The 18,174-nt window shown below is 63.8% G+C and carries 19 protein-coding genes; 9 read left to right on the top strand and 10 right to left on the bottom strand.

Going from position 1 to position 18,174, the window contains the following annotated elements; translation table 11 throughout:
* The first annotated feature begins 303 nt into the window (after positions 1-303).
* Complete coding sequence (locus RI444_RS00835) at positions 304-1,725, top strand: TrkH family potassium uptake protein (protein ID WP_082694544.1); 1,422 nt, start codon at positions 304-306, stop codon at positions 1,723-1,725.
* A gap of 247 nt (positions 1,726-1,972) precedes the next feature.
* On the top strand, positions 1,973-3,049 hold the full coding sequence (gene disA / locus RI444_RS00830; RefSeq protein WP_021471338.1) for a DNA integrity scanning diadenylate cyclase DisA: 1,077 nt from the start codon (positions 1,973-1,975) through the stop codon (positions 3,047-3,049).
* A gap of 16 nt (positions 3,050-3,065) precedes the next feature.
* On the opposite strand, the gene RI444_RS00825 is transcribed toward disA, so the two are convergent.
* Positions 3,066-3,734, bottom strand: a complete 669-nt coding sequence (locus tag RI444_RS00825) for a hypothetical protein (RefSeq protein WP_021471339.1) — start codon at positions 3,732-3,734, stop codon at positions 3,066-3,068.
* Positions 3,735-3,861: 127 nt separating this feature from the next.
* Here RI444_RS00825 and RI444_RS00820 point away from each other — a divergent pair, with 127 nt between their 5' ends.
* The 7 genes from RI444_RS00820 (at position 3,862) to RI444_RS00790 (ending at position 12,263) form a co-directional block, all read left to right on the top strand.
* The gene (locus RI444_RS00820; protein WP_207605259.1) at positions 3,862-4,812 is read left to right on the top strand and encodes an A/G-specific adenine glycosylase; all 951 of its coding nucleotides are present in this window, start codon (positions 3,862-3,864) and stop codon (positions 4,810-4,812) included.
* 32 nt (positions 4,813-4,844) lie between these two features.
* Positions 4,845-5,327, top strand: a complete 483-nt coding sequence (locus tag RI444_RS00815) for a hypothetical protein (RefSeq protein ID WP_062094575.1) — start codon at positions 4,845-4,847, stop codon at positions 5,325-5,327.
* A gap of 95 nt (positions 5,328-5,422) precedes the next feature.
* On the top strand, positions 5,423-5,914 hold the full coding sequence (locus RI444_RS00810; protein WP_062094573.1) for a hypothetical protein: 492 nt from the start codon (positions 5,423-5,425) through the stop codon (positions 5,912-5,914).
* 86 nt (positions 5,915-6,000) lie between these two features.
* Positions 6,001-8,574 (top strand): DUF4118 domain-containing protein, encoded by a 2,574-nt coding sequence (locus RI444_RS00805; RefSeq protein WP_207605260.1) that lies wholly within the window; start codon positions 6,001-6,003, stop codon positions 8,572-8,574.
* On the top strand, positions 8,571-9,251 hold the full coding sequence (locus RI444_RS00800; protein ID WP_021471344.1) for a response regulator: 681 nt from the start codon (positions 8,571-8,573) through the stop codon (positions 9,249-9,251). Before RI444_RS00805 ends, RI444_RS00800 begins: the two co-directional genes overlap by 4 nt.
* Positions 9,252-9,400: 149 nt before the next feature.
* Positions 9,401-11,377, top strand: a complete 1,977-nt coding sequence (locus RI444_RS00795; RefSeq protein ID WP_069695988.1) for an amino acid transporter — start codon at positions 9,401-9,403, stop codon at positions 11,375-11,377.
* Between the two features lie 88 nt (positions 11,378-11,465).
* Positions 11,466-12,263, top strand: a complete 798-nt coding sequence (locus RI444_RS00790; protein ID WP_069695987.1) for an SDR family NAD(P)-dependent oxidoreductase — start codon at positions 11,466-11,468, stop codon at positions 12,261-12,263.
* A 6-nt stretch (positions 12,264-12,269) separates the two neighbouring features.
* Here the strand turns inward: RI444_RS00790 and RI444_RS00785 are convergent, their stop codons facing one another.
* From RI444_RS00785 to RI444_RS00745, 9 genes are all read right to left on the bottom strand, one after another.
* Positions 12,270-12,632 carry a VOC family protein gene (locus tag RI444_RS00785; protein ID WP_021471347.1) on the bottom strand — a complete coding sequence of 121 codons (363 nt, stop codon included), beginning with the start codon at positions 12,630-12,632 and terminating at the stop codon, positions 12,270-12,272.
* Between the two features lie 4 nt (positions 12,633-12,636).
* Positions 12,637-12,897: a DUF4235 domain-containing protein gene (locus RI444_RS00780; protein WP_021471348.1), complete on the bottom strand. Its 261-nt coding sequence runs from the start codon at positions 12,895-12,897 to the stop codon at positions 12,637-12,639.
* Between the two features lie 83 nt (positions 12,898-12,980).
* Entirely contained in the window at positions 12,981-13,157 is a 177-nt protein-coding gene (locus RI444_RS00775; protein ID WP_021471349.1) for a CsbD family protein, read from the bottom strand.
* Positions 13,158-13,246: 89 nt separating this feature from the next.
* Positions 13,247-13,921 (bottom strand): dihydroxyacetone kinase phosphoryl donor subunit DhaM, encoded by a 675-nt coding sequence (gene dhaM / locus RI444_RS00770; protein ID WP_021471350.1) that lies wholly within the window; start codon positions 13,919-13,921, stop codon positions 13,247-13,249.
* Positions 13,918-14,571 (bottom strand): dihydroxyacetone kinase subunit DhaL, encoded by a 654-nt coding sequence (gene dhaL, locus RI444_RS00765; protein ID WP_207605261.1) that lies wholly within the window; start codon positions 14,569-14,571, stop codon positions 13,918-13,920. Before dhaL ends, dhaM begins: the two co-directional genes overlap by 4 nt.
* 3 nt (positions 14,572-14,574) lie before the next feature.
* The gene (gene dhaK / locus RI444_RS00760; protein WP_207605262.1) at positions 14,575-15,576 is read right to left on the bottom strand and encodes a dihydroxyacetone kinase subunit DhaK; all 1,002 of its coding nucleotides are present in this window, start codon (positions 15,574-15,576) and stop codon (positions 14,575-14,577) included.
* 86 nt (positions 15,577-15,662) lie between these two features.
* Positions 15,663-15,848 carry a hypothetical protein gene (locus RI444_RS00755; protein ID WP_021471353.1) on the bottom strand — a complete coding sequence of 62 codons (186 nt, stop codon included), beginning with the start codon at positions 15,846-15,848 and terminating at the stop codon, positions 15,663-15,665.
* A 9-nt stretch (positions 15,849-15,857) separates the two neighbouring features.
* The gene (locus tag RI444_RS00750; protein ID WP_242703177.1) at positions 15,858-17,246 is read right to left on the bottom strand and encodes an FAD-binding oxidoreductase; all 1,389 of its coding nucleotides are present in this window, start codon (positions 17,244-17,246) and stop codon (positions 15,858-15,860) included.
* Positions 17,247-17,452: 206 nt separating this feature from the next.
* On the bottom strand, positions 17,453-17,962 hold the full coding sequence (locus tag RI444_RS00745) for an amino-acid N-acetyltransferase (protein WP_021471355.1): 510 nt from the start codon (positions 17,960-17,962) through the stop codon (positions 17,453-17,455).
* Between the last annotated feature and the right edge of the window lie 212 nt (positions 17,963-18,174).

Raw genomic sequence — 18,174 nt, 5'->3', positions numbered from 1 at the left:
GACTTCCCGGCTCACCTGGATCCAAGTCTACGGGACACAGTTGCCGGGTTCACGGCTGCCAGTGCGCGGAGCACGTTCCGTTGCCGCCATCCTTTGGCCTTCCCTACCCAAGGCGTTAAGGATTCGTAAAGGCTGCGGACTTTCCCCCCGAATGCCGCCAAGCCCGGTGCTACGCTGCTCAGGCCCAGAGCGGAACGACAACGAGGCGACGCCCGAATGCACGCACACGACACCTTGCACGACCATAGGCTTTCTCCCGCCGGACAGTTCCCGGTGCCTACGCGGCACGTCAGCTGAAGCGACATGAGGTTGCGTAAGGTAACACCGAAACCAGGAGCCGCTGGCATAAGCACTGATGAGTGGTGGAAGGAAGCAGGACGGCACAGCGGTAAGCTGGCCCGCGCCACTCTTCACCCGGTCCGGTCCGTTCCCCTGGCCTTCCTCGCCGTCATCCTTCTCGGGACAGGGCTGCTCACTCTTCCCATATCCAGGACAGCTACAGGTGATGACGCCGGGCTCCCGGCCCTGTTCACGTCAGTGTCGGCGGTGTGCGTCACGGGCCTGATCACCGTTGACACCCCCAGCTACTGGACGCCTTTCGGGCATGTCGTGATCCTGGGACTAATTCAGGTTGGCGGGTTCGGGATCATGACCCTGGCGACTCTGCTCTCACTGCTGGTCCGCAAGACAATCGGCCTCAGGGGACAACTGGTAGCCCAGACAGAAACGCACACCCTGAACTTCGGTGATGTCCGCTCCGTCCTCTTCCGTGTGGCACGGATTATGCTGACCGTCGAAGCGGTCACCGCACTGGTCCTGGCCGGCAGGTTCTGGCTCGCCTACGACGCAGACGCCGGCACTGCCCTTTGGCATGGGGTTTTCCACGCGATCTCCGCCTTCAACAACGCCGGCTTCGCCCTCTACAGCGACAACCTCATGGGATTTGCCTCAGATCCTTGGATCATCGTCCCCATCTGCCTCGCTGTGATCACAGGCGGACTCGGGTTCCCGGTGCTTATCGCCCTCTACAAGGACGGGTTCCGACCCAAAGCCTGGTCCGTGCACCTACGCCTGACCATCTACGGCACCATAGGCCTACTCATACTCGGTGCAGTACTCTTCGGCACCTTTGAATGGAACCGCGACCAGACCATTGGCCAGTTGCCCACTGGAGGAAAGCTACTCGCCGTGTTCGCCGGAACTGTGTTCCCGCGCACCGCCGGGTTCAACACCATCGACTACGGCGTCGCATCACCCGAAACACTCATGGTCACTAACATCCTGATGTTCATCGGCGGCGGCAGCGCCGGGACCGCCGGCGGCATCAAAGTCACCACTTTCCTTCTCCTGGCCTTCGCCATTTGGAACGAAATCCGCGGACGCGAGCACGTCACCATCGCCCACCGCTCCATCAGCTCATCGGCGCAACGCCAGGCCTTATCGGTGGCACTGCTCGGCGTCGGCGCCGTCATCACAGGCACCCTGCTCCTGCTCATCTTCACCGACCACAGCCTGGACCGGGTCCTTTTCGAAGCGATCTCGGCATTCGCCACCGTCGGCGTCAGCACCGGAATCACCTACGACCTGCCCGCGGACGCCCAATGGGTCCTCATCACACTCATGTTCGCCGGACGCATCGGGACCATCACAGTTGCCTCCGCCCTCGCACTCTCCAACCGGCCCCGTCTCTACCAACTCCCCGAAGAAAGACCGATCATCGGCTGACGTGGCATCAGCCGATGTCCAGACTCTTGGGCAGGAAGTGCGCTCCCCAAACAACGCCGGCCATCCACTTTCGGAGCCATCCCAAACATAACGAAATGGCCCACTTTGGGGCTTGCTGGTGCGGTTAAGGGTGTCCGGAAGCCATATCATGGTGCTAGCCGTCATCAGGGCATTTTTGTTCCACGCCGCCGGATGCCGGATTCAGCTTGTCTGTGAGCCGTGGCTTGCACCTTCGAAGGGAAACCCTATGGCCCGGAGCCCGGAAGAATCGCTCAAGGCGACTCTGGCCAGAGTCGCACCCGGAACTCCCCTGCGTGACGGTTTGGAACGCATCCTCCGTGGCCGTACCGGCGCGTTGATCGTACTGGGCTCGGACCGCACCATCGATTCGATCTGCTCGGGCGGGTTTGAGATCGGCATTGAGTTCTCTCCCACCCGCCTCCGTGAACTCGCCAAGATGGACGGCGCAATCGTCTGTGACAAGGACGCCAGCAACATCATCAAGGCCGCTGTCCAGCTGGTTCCTGATTCCAGCATCGAAACCCAGGAATCAGGCACCAGGCACCGCACGGCCGAGCGCGTGGCCATCCAGACCGGTGTACCGGTCATTTCGGTCAGCCAGTCAATGCAGATCATCGCCCTCTACGTGAACGGTTTGCGCCACGTTCTGGAGGGTTCGGAAAAGGTTCTGGCCCGCGCCAACCAGGCCCTCGCCACGCTGGAACGCTACAGCGCCCGCCTGGACCAGGTCACCAGCTCGCTTTCGGCCCTGGAAATTGAAGCCTTAGTCACGGTCAGGGATGTTGCGGTGACGCTGCAGCGCCAGGAAATGGTCCGCCGGATCTCCGAGGAAATCGCCCAGTACGTGTTGGAACTGGGCGAGGACGGCCGCCTTCTGTCCCTCCAGGTGGAGGAACTCACCATGGGCCGCGGCCCGGGCATCGACGTCATCATCCGCGATTATGCCGATCCGGACGCAACGCCCGAAGACATTGAGGCCTCCGTTCAAGCGCTTCTGAACCTCGGCCCCACCGAACTCATCGACCTCAGCAAGATCGCCCACATCATCGGCTTCGCCGGTGGCGTTGAGCAGCTGGACGCCGTGGTCCAGCCGCGCGGCTACAGGCTTCTGTCCGGTTTGAAGTCCGTTCCCAAGGCCGTGGCCGACAGGTTGGTGGATTACTTCGGCGGCCTCCAGAACCTCATGGCAGCCACCATTGAGGACCTCATGACCGTGGACGGCATCGGAGACCAGCGCGCCCGCACCGTCCGTGAAGGCTTGAGCCGCATGGCAGAGGCAAGCCTGCTGGACAGGTTCCTCTAAACAACCGGAGACGGGCCTAGTTCAGCTGGAACACGGCCTTCGGGCTGGTCTTGTTTCCCAGCCGCGCCTCGAACGTGTAGTACGCACCGCCCCCGCCCGGCTTGGCGTTGATCGCACCGCAGCCTTCCAGTGTCCGGTTGCGTTGCCATGGGAAGTTCGCGGTTTCGCTCTTGCCTGGCTGGATGGTCTTGATGAGGTCCACGCCGCCTGTCTGGCAGTCCTTGGAGGAGAAGATGCGGTCCGATCCGCTCATCACCAGGTACTCCATTTGGGACGTGCCCACGTTCACCTCGCAGGGCGCGGATCCGCCGTTGGTGATGGTCATGGTGAGCAACGGCATTTCCTCAGGCCCGTATGCCGGCTTGTCGGTTTTTGCCGCCACCGTCATGCCGTTGAAGTCGCAAACGGGCGTTGGGGAGGCAGAAGGCGTGGCGGTCGCGCCGGACGGAGCAGCAGCCGGGGACGGCGGCGTGGTTTGGAAGGGTGTAGCCACAGCCTCGGGCTCGGAACCGCTGGCAAGCGCACGGGTGATGGCTGAAATACCAGCAACGAGCAAGGCGACCACCACCAGCAGGCCGATGAGGACAACAAGACGCCGACGCCGGTACACGGCCGGGCTTGGGCGCCGCTTTTGCGTCGGCGCAGAAGAGCGCGCTGACGACTGCTGCTTACCCTGGGTGGCCATATTTCTAGGCTAGGCGGCTGACCCTCAAGGGACCTCACCACCACGCCGCCTGCGGGCAATGTGACGTCCGCCATGGTGCCCCGGCCGCCAAACGGGAGGCCCCGGGTCAACTACAGTAGAGGGCAGCATGACACCGAAAAATACCGGCCATCTGTCGCTGCTCCATGAGGCTTTGGACCAGTGGTTTGACGCCAATGCCCGCGACCTTCCCTGGCGTGAGCCTGACTGCAGCCCGTGGGGAATCCTGGTCAGCGAAGTCATGCTCCAACAAACCCCGGTGGTCCGCGTGCTCCCTGTCTGGCGCGACTGGATGGAGCGCTGGCCAACTCCTGCGGATCTCGCGGGCCACCCGTCGGGCGACGCCGTCCGCCACTGGGGCCGGCTCGGCTACCCGCGCCGGGCCCTCCGACTGCACGCCGCCGCCGTCGCCATCCGGGACCAGCACAAAGGTGAGGTGCCGGACAACTACGCGGAACTGCTGGGCTTGCCCGGCGTGGGTTCCTACACCGCAGCCGCCGTTGCGGCTTTTGCATTCGGTCGACGGGAAACAGTGGTGGACACCAACATCCGGCGGGTGCATGCCCGCCTCATCTCCGGGCAGGCCCTCCCGGCACCGGCCCTGACGGCGGCGGAAATGCGCCTCGCGGAGGCGCTGCTACCCGAGGACCGTGGGCTGTCCGTCCGCTGGAACGCGTCCGCCATGGAGCTTGGCGCGATGGTTTGCACGGCCCGCAATCCCAAGTGCGTGGACTGCCCGGTCCGCGCCGGCTGCGCGTGGCTCGCGGCAGGTGAGCCGCCGCCGTCGTACACCCCCAAGGGCCAGGCGTGGCACGGCACCGACCGGCAGGTCCGCGGTGCCGTGATGGCCGTCCTCCGCGAAGCCGCGGGTCCCGTTCCGCGCGAGATGTTCGAGCAGGCGCCTGCGGATCTCGGGTTCGCGCCCAGCGGCGTCGGAGTTCCGCTGGCCGCGCTGCACCGGCTCAATTCAGCCCCCGAACAACTTGAGCGCGCCCTGGACGGGCTGTTGAAGGACGGTCTGGCAGAAATGCACGACGGCGGTTTGCGGCTTCCGGCCTAGTCCTCGCCGGGGTGTGCGCCTACCCTGAAGCCATGGGCAGGATGACATTGGCGTTGACGCTGGCGGGAACCGTGGGATTGCTGCACGGTTGCTGGGAAGGCCCTGTTGCCTGCCCTGCCATGGCGCAAGTTGCCGGAGTATCAGTGGCGGTGTCGTCCGGGTACTCGGCTTCAGTGGGCAAGCTCTACCTCAAAGCCTGCCAGGACGGAGTGTGCACGGAAGGTGACGTGGCGCTGTACCCCGGCTCGGTGTCCGTCGATCAGGGCTGCACACCCGAAGGAGTGTGCTCCGCGAAGTCCTCCCCTGACGGGACCATGCGTGGATTCCTCGAGTTGCCGGCGTTGGCTGAATCCCCCTTGGACGCGACGGTGAGCGGCACCGCGCCGGCAGGAACTGCTCTTCCTTCACGGACGCTGACCTTCACCCCCAAGGGTGGATTCCCCTTCGGTGAGCAGTGCCAGAGAGTCGTGACGGCCAGCCTCGTCCTGGATGAAACGGGACTACGGCAGGAATAGTGGCATGGCTCTGGCTAATTAATTCCCCGCCGGGTAGTCTCGCTCCTGCGTGTAGGTAACGGTTGGGAGGCGTCGTGCGCAGTATGGAAAAAGCCATGGATACGCGCGTTGCCTCCGCAACGGAATTGGCCGCCCGCATACAGCGCGCCCATGGGCCGGAGCTGAAGAGTCTCCTGACAGATCTCACATCGCCGAGTGACCACCGCTCCGGTCGCCGCCTCCACCGACTGGGACCAGTCCCTTCCATGGAGGACGCCACCATCAAACTGACGCTGGTTGCAGAAGCTGTGGAGCTTGGCTGGTTCGCCCCTGGACCCGCGCCGTCCGGGACCTGCGTCACGCTTTCCCTGGCCGCCCACCACGAGGAAACCGGGCTGCACGCTGAGATTCCGGCGGACGAGTGCGAAGCCTGGGTGCGGGCGCTGGTCGGTCATGCCTGGATGCGTTTCGTTTACAGGTGCGAGTGCTCAGCCGGGCCCGCGAGCGCCAGCGTAGACTCCTACAGACTGTATTTGGATTCCTTCCACAGGCCTGCCGGCAAGCCCGTGGAAGTGCCGGCCGAGGGCTGTCGACCGCTGGACGGATAGGGCCTGCCCCCCGAACACCCGGGTTTCTTGACCCGAAGACTCCGGCGTCCTACGCCGGCAGCGTTTGATGGTGCAAGACTGTGAGTGTGGCAAGAGGTACTCTTCGCGTTTTTCTGGGCTCGGCGCCTGGTGTGGGCAAGACTTTCGCCATGCTCCAGGAAGCCCGTCAGCTTGCGGCGCTGGGCCGGGATGTTGTTGTCGGCATCATCGATGATCACGGGAGGAAAGACATCCAGGGCCTCGTCTTGGGTCTCGAGGCCATCGGGCACCGCCAAGGCGACCTTTCCGGCGGCCCGGATCCGGAATGGGATGTGGACGCAGTGGTAAGCCGGCACCCGGACATTGTTGTTGTGGACGACATCGCCCATTCCAACTCCCCGGGGAGCCGGTTCGCGCATAGGTGGCAGGACATCGAACTGCTGCTCGCGTCCGGGATTGATGTGCTGTCGACCGCCAGTATCCAGCACTTGGCTTCGCTGAGCGACGTCGTCTCCTCAATAACGGGACTGTCGCCCGCGGAAACCATCCCGGATGACATTGTGCGCCGCGCGGACCACATTGAACTCGTTGATATTGCGCCGGAGCTACTCCAGGAACGGCTGTTGGCCGGGAACATCTACCCGCAGGACATGGTGGACGCTGCCCTAGCCAATGAATTCCGGCTTGGCAACCTCACTGCTCTTCGCGAGATCGCCTTGATCTGGCTGGCGGACAGGGTGGATGAGGGATTGGCTGAATACCGGGCCAATGAAGGCATCACTGCGACGTGGCCTGCCCGCGAGCGCGTTGTGGTGGCGCTAGGCAACGGCCCGGACGACGAGGCGTTGATCCGGCGGGCTTTCCGTATCCTGTCCCGGATCAATGGCGGGGACTTGCTGGCTGTCCATGTAGCCCGCCCCGGAGAGAACCCGACGGCGGACTCCCGCTTGTTGGTTGAGCAGCGCCGGCTGGTTGAGGAGTTGGGCGGCAGCTATCACACGCTTGTCGGAAAGGACGTTTCAAAGTCCTTGCTGGAGTTTGCCCGGAGCGTGAATGCTACGCAGATCGTGGTGGGCGTACCGCACCGCCGGCTCCCCGGCCGTGTGTTGGGCGGCAACGTGGGCTACAGGGTCGTGAGCGGATCGGGAGATATTGACGTTCACATGGTCTCCCGTTCGGCCGGGCCGAGGACCCTCCCGCAGCTCCCGTCCGGCTCATTGGGGCGGACCAGGACAATCGCGGGATTCATCCTGGCGTTCCTCCTGCCGGCCCTGAGTACCGCTGTGTTGGCAGTTGTCCCGGATCTGAACCTCGCCACGCACGTACTCATCCACTTGACCGGGGTAGTGACCGTAGCGTTCGTTGGTGGCCTGTGGCCGGCAGTGCTGGCAGCCCTTCTGGATTCGTTGCTGTTGAATTACTTCGAGACGGAGCCGGTAGGGACGCTGGGCATCAGCAACCCCCAGAACTTCTTTGCGTTACTGGTATTCCTCTGCGCAGCAGTATCGGTGTCACTGCTCGTGGACATCTCGACGCGCAGGACCCGTGAAGCCGCCCGGGCCCAAGCCGAGGCCGGGACCCTGGCCGGCTTGGCCAGGGACGCCTTGATATCAGACGATTCCGTGGAAGCCTTCCTCGGCAAGACCCGGGAGACCTTCCAGGTGCAATCTGCAGGCCTTTTCACCAGGCCGTCCGATGCGAACGACCGGCCCTGGCAGCTGCAAGCCTTTTCCGGAAGCAGGCCACCCTCGCCGGACGCAGCAACGCCAGGTACTGACGCCGTCGAGCTGGCTGATCCCCATACTGCGCTGGTGCTTTCCGGCCGGACCTTAACGGCGGGCGACCGGCGGCTCCTGTCCGCCCACGGCGCCCATCTTCTCCTGCTGCGCCAGCGGGAGCTGCTTCACAACAGACTCAGAAGCACCAGGAAACTGGCTGAGGGCAACAGCATCCGCACGTCCATCCTGCGGGCCGTCAGCCACGACCTGCGGACTCCCCTGGCCGGCATCAAACTGGCCGTCACGGCCTTGCAGCGGCAAAAAGGGCGGCTGCCCCAAGCCTTGGAGACGGAGATGCTGGACACCATCGATTCCTATGCCGACCGGCTCGACTCACTGATTGCCAGACTGCTGGACATGTCCCGCATATCCAGCGGTTCGGCCACTCCGTTGTCCGCCCCGGTGACGTGGCGCGATGCCATTGAGGACGCCTTGCGGGGCCTGCCTTCAGGAGGGATCCGGGTAGAGCTCGCCCCCAACATGCCGGTGATCGAGGCCGACATCGGCATGCTTGAACGGGTGATAGCCAACATCGTTGAGAACGCGCTGAAATATGCACCCGGGTCCGACGTCGTCATTGTTGGCGCGTCCGGCGCAGCCGGGGTTGCCATGGTGAATGGCCGGCCCTGCGGCGAGCTCCGGATTGTCGATCACGGCCAAGGCGTCGCGGAGGGCGGCGTGGTGGCGATGTTCCAGCCTTTTCAACGGCTCGATGATGCCCCGGAAGGCTCGGGCATAGGTTTGGGTTTGGCTGTGGCGAAAGGCTTCACCGAAGCGATGGGCGGTGAGCTGATTGCCCAGCCGACGCCGGGTGGCGGCCTGACGATGGTGATCCGGTTGCCGCTCTCCACAGGCCCGGGCAGCACCGGCCCGTCCAAGAGGGCCGTGGGGAGCGCATCGTGAGGACCGTTCTGGTGGTGGATGACGAACCGCAGCTCCTTCGGGCCCTGCAAATCAACCTGCAGGCCGAGGGCTACCGGGTCTTGACGGCGTTGGACGGACTGTCAGCTTTGAACCACGCCGAAACCAGCGCGCCCGATGTCATCGTCCTGGATCTCGGGCTGCCGGACATCAACGGCGTGGACGTCATCGCCAGGATCCGCCGCACCAGCATCACGCCGATCATCGTCCTTTCCGCCCGCCACGGGTCCGTCGACAAGGTGCGGGCGCTGGATGCCGGTGCCGACGACTACGTCACGAAGCCGTTCGGCCTCGATGAGCTTCTGGCGCGGCTCCGCGTCGCCGGGCGCCGTTTGGCCCCCGACGTCGGGGCGCACGGCCCGACGGTCGACGTCGGGGATTTTGAGGTCGACCTGGCCAACCGGAAGGTGCTTCGGAACGGAGCCGCGGTCCGCTTGACGCCCCGGGAGTGGGCGATCCTTGAACTGCTGGTGCGGAACCCCGGCAAGCTCATCACCCAACAGCAGATGCTGGCGAAAGTGTGGGGGCCGGGCTATGCCGACGAGACCCATTACCTGCGCGTCTACATGGGGCAGCTGCGCCGGAAGCTTGAGAGCGACCCGGCCCGGCCCAAACATCTGCTCACCGAGGCCGGGATGGGGTACCGCTTCGAGCCCTGAAACCGGCCGCGCGCGTGCCCGCGGAGACTCCGAAGTGGCGGGCGTAAAAGATTTATCAAGAAAAACTCCTTTCCCGATCCGCAGTTCATGGCCGGTGTTAGCTTCGCACTGAACGCGGTGCCGACGTCTTGCAGCGCGGAAAGGAATCCATGACCACGTTGAGCAGGCCCCCGGCAGATCCGTCTGCACTCCGCCCAAAAGGCGGGGAGGCCCTGAAGAACTGGCTGCTGTTCGGGCTGCAGGACAGTAAAGGCCTCCACCAGGGCCCGGGTGCTGTGGGCGATGCCCATACCAGGAAGCATGCGTGGTGGCAGGTCATGTGCCTGACGGGTGTGGACTACTTCTCTACCTTGGGCTACCAGCCGGCCATCGCTGCCCTCGCTGCCGGCGTCATCTCGCCGCTGGCTACCTTGGTGCTGGTCGCCGTGACACTTCTCGGTGCCCTGCCGGTCTACCGGCGCGTGGCCGGTGAAAGCCACCGGGGCGAAGGGTCCATCGCCATGCTCGAACGTTTGCTGCCCCGCTGGCGCGGCAAGCTACTGGTCCTGGTCCTGCTTGGCTTCGCCGCAACAGACTTCATGATCACCATGACGCTTTCCGCTGCCGACGCCACTGCGCACCTGATTGAGAATCCTGTTGTTCCCGGCTGGTTGCACGGGCAGAACGTGCTGATCACCCTGTTCCTGCTGGCACTCCTGGGCGCTGTCTTCCTGCGGGGATTCAGGGAAGCAATCGGGGTCGCCGTCGTTCTGGTTGCCTTGTATCTTGCACTCAATGCCGTGGTGGTGGCCGTGACCCTGGTCCAGGTCTTCACGCATCCGCTGGCCGTCAACGGTTGGTGGAACACCTTGGTGACCTCCCATGGGAACCCGCTCATGGCCGTGGCGGTCGCGTTGGTTGTTTTCCCGAAACTGGCCCTTGGCCTGTCCGGATTCGAAACCGGCGTTGCGGTGATGCCCCAGGTCCGCGGCGATGCCAGGGACTCCGAAGCCAACCCGGCAGGCCGCATCAGGGGAACCCGGCGCATGCTCACCACTGCCGCGCTGATCATGAGCGGCTTTCTCCTCACCACCAGCTTCATCACCGTGGTCCTCATCCCGGAGCACGAATTCCAAGCAGGAGGAGAGGCGAACGGCCGCGCCATGGCCTACCTCGCCCACGAGTACCTGGGGACCGGTTTCGGCAGCGTCTACGACATCAGCACCATCGCGATCCTGTGGTTCGCCGGCGCCTCCGCCATGGCCGGTCTGCTGAACCTGGTACCGAGGTACCTTCCCCGGTACGGCATGGCCCCGGACTGGGCAAAAGCCGTCCGACCGCTGGTGCTCGTTTTCACGTTCGTGGCGTTCTTCATCACGGTCATCTTCGACGCCGACGTCGACGCCCAGGGCGGTGCCTACGCCACCGGCGTCCTGGTCCTCATGACCTCCGCCGCCGTCGCCGTCACGCTGTCGGCCCGTCGGAAGCAACAACCCAAACGAACCGTGGGCTTTGGTGCCATCGCCGCTGTTTTCATCTACACCACCATCACCAATGTCATTGAGCGCCCGGAGGGCATCAGGATCGCGGCAATCTTCATCCTGGGCATCGTGGTGATTTCCCTGCTCTCCCGCGTCCGGCGCTCTTTTGAACTTCATGCCACCCGGGTTCACCTCGACGAGCAGGCACTGGAGTTCATGTCCACCACCTGGGAAGGCCCCATCGCCCTCATCGCCCACGAGCCGCTGCGTGTTTCTGCTGCGGCCTACCGGGATAAGCTCGCTTCGGCCATCGAGGTGAGCCACCTTCCCCTCGCTCACGATCCCCTCTTCCTCGAAGTGATCGTGGACGATTCATCCGATTTCGAAACAGAACTCCACGTTCGCGGCGTCACCCGCCACGGCTACAAGATCCTCGAAGTCCATGGCCCGGTGGTTCCAAACACCATTGCCTCCGTCCTTCTCCACATCAGGGACGCCACCGGGCTCATGCCGCACATTTACTTCCGTTGGACCGAAGGCAATCCCTTGACGAATCTCTTCAGGTTCCTGGTCCTCGGCGAGGGCGAAATTGCACCCGTTACCCGGGAAGTCCTTCGCGAAGCAGTTCCCGATGTCACCAAGCGCCCGTGGGTCCACGTCGGCTGAACGGGAACCGGTCAGAAGCCTCCACCGCTGCAAAAAAGGGCCGGCTCCACCCGTGCCATTCCACCAAATACTAAGTATCCTTAGAATCATGGAAACCAGCGACAATCCCCTGGCCTTGGTCACAGGAGCTTCCTCCGGCATCGGCTATGAGCTTGCGAAGCAGTTCCTCAGCAACGGCTTCGACACCATCATGGTGGCCGACGGAGAGGACATCCGCAGCGCGGCCGAAAGCCTGGCTGGCTTGGGCGGAACACCGACTCCGCTTCAGATAGACCTGGCCGAGAGGTCCGGTTCCGGAACCCTGCAGACAGCGGTCAGTGCGTTCGGCAAACCCCTCGAAGCCGCTGCCATCAACGCCGGCATCGGCGTCGGCGGGCCCTTCATCGAGACGGACCTCGCCCAGGAGCTGAGGATCATCGACCTCAATGTCGCCGCCACCGTCAGCATCGCGAAGTGGGTGGCCAGGGACATGGCCGCCCGCAGCAGCGGCCGGATCCTGTTCACGTCGTCGATCATTGCCCGCACACCCGCGCCCTTCCAAGCGATCTACGGGGCTTCCAAGTCGTTCGTTCAATCCTTCGGACAGGCGCTGCGAAATGAACTGAAGGACACAGGCGTCAGCGTCACAACGCTCCTGCCGGGGCCAACGGAGACGCCGTTCTTCGAGAAGGCAGGCCTCCTGGACACCAAAGTGGGAAGCGAAGAGAAGGACGACGCGGCGCAGGTGGCGGAGCAAGGTTTCAGGGCCCTCATGAAGGGTGAGGGAACGGCCCTGGGAGGCTCCGTCAAGTCCCGCACCATGGGTTTGGGTTCCAACATCCTGCCCGACGCCGCCGGCGCCGCCTTTGGCCGCCGGCTCAGCGAACCCGGTTCGGCAAAGGACTAATTCCGGCTAGGAGAGGCAGAGGCAGAACGGATGCCCGGCCGGATCGAGGAACACCCGGAACGTCTCGCCCGGTTGATGGTCGGCCTTGCTGGCTCCCAGCGCCAGGACGGCTTTTTCAGCCTCGTCGAGATCCTCCACCACCACATCGAAGTGCATCTGCTGCGGAATGGTCTGGCCGGGCCACACCGGTGCCTGGTAGACGTCTACTTGCTGGAAGGAAATACAGTTGCTGCCGTCGGCGGGACGGATGTCCATCCAGTCGCCCTCTTCGTTGGACACTTCCCAACCCAGCAGCTCGCCATAGAAGTTGGCCAGGGCGCGCGCGTCCGGGCAATCGATAACAACACTGGGATGCTTCGCTATAGCCATTTCGCTAGACCTCATCTGCGGTTTTCTTCATGCGCTCAATAGCGCTCTTGGTACCTCGCTGGGTAAGGACGTGGACCACGGCTCCTACTGCGGCGGAGGCGACGGCAAAAACAAGAACGCCCGGAAGTGCATCGTCCAGGTCGGTTCCGTCCTTGGGAGCAGGCCTGCCCGTTTTCTTCTCCCAAAGTCCCTCAAGGGTTTTGTTCGCAAGCGCACCGGCTCCGAGGCTGATCACCAGGCCGAAAAGTTTAACCAGAAAGTTCACGGAATCTCCCTCGGGTTCAAGATCGTCAATGCGTAGAAACACGTCAGGGCCGCTGTGACACAGCGGCCCTGACGATGTGAAAATTAGTCCTTCTTGAAGGCGTCTTTTACCTTCTCGCCGGCGCCCTTGAGGTCGCTCTTGACCTGATCGCCCTTGCCTTCGGCTTCGAGGCGCTCGTTGTCGGTCAGCTTACCGGCGGCTTCTTTTGCCTTGCCTGCGATCTTGTCGCCAGCGTTCTCCATCTTGTCATCGGCACCCATGCTTGCACCTCTTTCTTGTAGTGAACCTGTACTACTACAACATCACTAATCAGGATACTTATCAATCTCTTGGCGCAACATGTCGCGAATTAGAGTTCGCCGAATCCGTCCGCCACCAAGCCACGGACGTAGTCAACGGCCTTCTGCGCATCCTCGCCGCGCGCCTCAACATGGAGCGTGGCACCCTGCCCTGCAGCCAGGGTCATGAGTTCCATGATCGATGCTCCATCGGCGCCGTTGATGGTCACCTCTGCGTCCATCCCGGAAAGTCCTCCGGCGATCTTCGCAGCAGGCCGGGCGTGCATTCCCAGCGGATTGATGAGCTCAAAATCGGCCGTTACGTCCGGTTCCTGCACTCCCGCTGCCTCCGGCGCAGCGACGGCACCTCCGGCCGCTTCAGCGGCCTTCCGCACCTCCTCGACGCCGGCACCGCCCTGGGCAGCGACGGCCGCGGCAACGAGTCCCTCGACAAGGGGCGCGTCAGCCAGGTGCACCGCGTCCGGTTCGCTGGCAAACTCCTTCACCGACTCCGCGGTCATCACCGCCGAACCCAGATCCGTCAGCACCACCACGCCGTCGCCTGCGGCTTCGGCAAGGGACTGCTCGACGGCGGCCAGCACCTTCTCGAAGCTGGTGCCGATCCGCCCGTCGTCAGTTCCCCCGGCGGCGACGAGTCCGACGTCGGACGCCATCTGGGTGGCCAGCTCAACCGCACCCTCAGCGATCTTGCTGCTGTGCGAGACGACCACGATCCCAACCGTCATCCGCCGGTACCGCCGGATGCGCCGTCCGCCGCCGTCGCAGCCGCCCGGAGCAAAAGCGCCGTGGACGCAGCCCCCGGGTCCCGGTGTCCTGCGCTGCGTTCACCCAGGTAGCTGGCCCGGCCTTTGCGGGCGACGAGCGGGTCGGTTGCCGCGGCACCTGTTTCCGCAGCCTCTGCGGCCGCCTGCAGGGCGGACAACGCGTCGTCGCCGTTATCCGCAGCCTTTTGGGCTGCTTCCACGGCCGGCGTCCAGGCGTCCACCATGGTCTTGTCACCCAATTCGGCCTTTCCGCGCGCCACCACTCCGTCACGGGCAGCCGCCAAGGCGGACGCCACTGCTCCGGCGTCGAGCTCGAACGCATCCCCCAGCGAGGTGGCGGCACGGAGGTAGGCAGTCCCGTAAAGCGGCCCTGCGGCGCCGCCCACCTTGGACATCAGCGCCATGGCCGCAGCCTTCAACGCTGCCCCGGCCGTTTCCGGTGGTGACTCGTTGAGTTTCTGCAGGACTGCCTGGAAGCCGCGGTCCATATTTTCGCCGTGGTCCGCGTCCCCGATTGCCCGGTCAAGTTCAATCAGTTCCACACGATGTTCGGCCATGGCCTCAGCTGAGAGATTCAGCCACTTCACAGCCCAATCAACACCCAACCCCACGTCTCACACTCCCCAACGGAGGGCCGCAGTATGGACGGGAGCGTCCCAAAGGGTGGTCAGTTCATCGTCCAGGCGAAGTACCGACACGGAGCATCCCTGCATCTCCAGGGAGGTCACGTAATTGCCAACCAGCGAACGCTCCACAGTGGCACCCCGTTCGGCGAGCACCTGCGCCGCCCGGCGGTAGACGATGTACAGCTCACTCAGGGGCGTGCCGCCCATGCCGTTGACGAACAGCAGGACCTTGCCCCCGGAGGCGATGGAAAGATCCTCCAGCACAGGTTCCAGCAGCCGGTCGGTGATGGCATCCGCGGGTTCCATGGCAATCTTGTGCCGGCCTGGTTCGCCGTGGATGCCGATTCCGATCTCAATCTCGTCATCAGCGAGTTCGAAGCTCGGCGTGCCCGCGTGCGGGACCGTGCAACCGGAGAGTGCCACGCCCATGGTCCGGACGTTCGCCACCACGCGCTCGGCGATGGCGGCTACGGCATCAAGGTCGTCGCCCCGTTCGGCGGCGGCCCCCGCGATCTTCTCCACGAGGACCGTCCCGCCGACGCCGCGCCGCCCGGCCGTGTACAGCGAGTCCTCCACGGCAACGTCGTCGTTCACGAGCACCGAGCGGACGGCCACGCCTTCGGCCTGGGCCATTTCCGCTGCGGTCTCGAAGTTCAGGACGTCACCGGTGTAGTTCTTCACGATGTGTACGACGCCGGCACCGGAGTCCACCGCGGTGGTCGCCGGGATGATCTGGTCGGGTGTGGGTGAGGTGAACACGGCTCCCGGCACTGCGGCGTCCAACATGCCGAGTCCAACGAAGCCTGCATGCAGCGGTTCGTGGCCGCTGCCCCCGCCCGATACCAAGGCGACCTTTCCCTTCACCGGCGCACCCTTGCGGACGACGAATTTGGGGTCGGGGTGGACGTCCACGAGGTCGGCATGCGCCATACCGAAACCCTCGACGGATTCGTCCACCACCGCACGTGGATCATTGATGAGCTTTTTCATGGTCGATGCTCCTGAGCCTGCAGTGGTCTGGTGCTCTGACCCTACTACCGGCAGCCGCGGCCATGGTAGGCCTCCAAGGGGTCCTCTTAGCCGCCTTGTTTGGCAACGTCGGAGGGCTCCCGATCATGGCTGGCCTGCACGTCGGGCCAGAAGTCGGAGGAGATCTCGTGGGACGGGTGCCCTCCGGACCATCCCGACTCGTGGAGCCAGGAACCGTAAGGGATCTCAATCTGGAACGCGGAGAAGTCCGGGAACGTTACTCGGTCTTGCACGGCGTGTTCCTAGTTGCCCGGCACGGCGTCGCCGCCGGTCGTGACAACGTCCTCGAGCAGTACGGTCTGATCGATGACCGGCAGCCCTACGACATGTCCGAAGCTGAACATGTTGTTCGGGTCGACTTCCGCTTTGGCCCTCTTCAGGCGCTCCCGGATGCGTGGAGCCCAAGCCCGGTCGCGGTCCTCGGCATCAACAAAGTGCCCGTGCAGGTTCACGAAAGTCGAACCGCTGGAGGCCTCGCGCAGATCCTCCTGGACGGCGTCGTACACCTGCGGAAGCAGCTCCGCCAAGGGCGGGACGGCCATCCCTGCCATGAAGAAACTGAATGCCGCGTCGCGGCCGCTGACGCTGTCCTCACCGTCGGCCGAAACCGCCAGGGCACCGCCGAGGAGGCGAAGCTCCGCCATGAGAACGGGACTTTCGACGCCGGGACCGAAGTGCCGCAGGATGGCCTCCTTGGCCTGGTGATCCAGCCGGTCCAGCAGGAAACCCCGCTCACGGGCCGGAACCGGTTGGTCCGGGTCCTGGTGGATTGAATCGAATTGCGTGGACTCAAGCGGACCCGTGGCATCCATCATGAAGGGGGCGCACTGGCGCATGGGCTCCAGAAGTTGGGTGGCCACTGCGGCATCACCTTGGTACGCATAACGGAGGTGCACCACGAACTTCCCGCGGAGTGGTTCCGGGATGATGTCCATGTCCGGCAGCCGCAGGAAAGCCAACGACGCCGATGCTTCCGTTGGAAGGGTGTCCACCCACCGGCTGAACTGATCGAGGACTGTTGCCGCATGCTGGCCGTCAAAATAGACGCCGCCGGCAAAGATGTCTTCGCTGGGAAACAGGTGGAACTCGATTGCCGTGACGATCCCCAAGTTGCCCTTTCCTCCCCTGAGGAGGAAGAACAGTTCCGGGTTCTCGTCCTTGGACACGCGTCGTTGGGTGCCGTCGGCCGTGACGAGTTCGAAGGCGATGACGTGGTCGGAAGCGAAGCCGTACTTGCGGCCCATGATCGGCAGGCCGCCGCCAAGCGTGTAGCCCACCACGCCCACGTCCGTGGTGGAACCGCACAGACCCATCAGGCCGAAGGTTGCAGCGTGGTCAACCACCGCCTTCCATCGGACGCCCGCACCAACGCGGGCGGTCCTTTCGACGGGATCTATGCTCAGTTCCAACATCCGGCGGGTGCTGATCAGCAAGCCGCCCTGAATTGCATTGGAGGCCCCGTGGCCGGTGGACTGGACGGCAACGGGCATGCCCTGCTCCGCTGCCCATTTCACCGCGGTTGCGACGTCCTCGGCGTCGAGGGCGCCGAACGCAACATCCGGCTGGTGCTGTGTTGAAAGGTTGAAGGCCGCTACTTCTTCAGCGAACCCTGGATCGGTAGGCGTGAACACTGGACCGCGCACGCTGAGTTTGAGTTCTGAAACGCTTGAAATGCCTAGAAAGGACGCGTGGGACTGCATGATCTTCTCTCGATGAACCGATGTGGCGGAAGCTCCCCAGCAAGCCTGAATCAGTTTATCCATCAAATTTAGATAAGAGAAGATACTTTAAATCACCCATAATTTCGGCGCCTGTCCGGGAATTGTTGGAGGTGGGGCTAGAGGTGCTTGATCATACGGGTGTTGCCCAAGGTATTTGGTTTTACCCGGGCAAGATCAAGGAACTCCGCCACGCCTTCGTCATGCGAGCGCAGCAGTTCCGAATACACCTCGGGATCCACGGCGGACTGGTCGGCCATGACTTCGAATCCATGGCGGACGAAGAAGTCCACCTCGAACGTCAGGCAGAATACGCGGCTGACGCCGAGGGTCCGCGCCTTTTCCACGAGGCTTTCCACCAAGACGTGGCCCACGCCTTTGCCCCGCCAGGAGTCGGCGGCCGCGAGAGTGCGGATTTCGGCGAGGTCTTCCCACATGACGTGCAGGGCGCCGCAACCAATAACTTCGCCATCGTCCGACTCGGCGATCTGGAACTCCTGGAGGCTTTCGTAATACGCCACGGTTTCCTTGGAGATCAGGATCCTCTCCTCGGCCAATGGAGCCACGAGCCCCTTGATCGCCGCGACGTCGCTGGTGCGGGCAGGGCGAATGCTGAAGGCGGAATCCACTCCACCATCCTAGCCAGCCGCACAGGTGCTTGTTTCCGCCGCCCGTCATCGGCTGTCATCCGTAACTTAGGCACGACCCAACCAACACTTATGCGGCTAAGTGTTGGTTAGACCCTGATTAACCAACACTTAGGGCCGTAAGTGTTGGTAAATCAGCCTACTCATGAGGCAGCACCCCGGCATCCTTGAGGTCCTGGACGCCTACGCTGCCG

This window comes from Paenarthrobacter sp. AT5 (assembly GCF_032764245.1).
GTDB lineage: Bacteria > Actinomycetota > Actinomycetes > Actinomycetales > Micrococcaceae > Arthrobacter > Arthrobacter ureafaciens.
The sequence above is the reverse complement of the archived record's forward strand: the minus strand, read 5'-3'. Positions and strand labels throughout refer to the sequence as shown.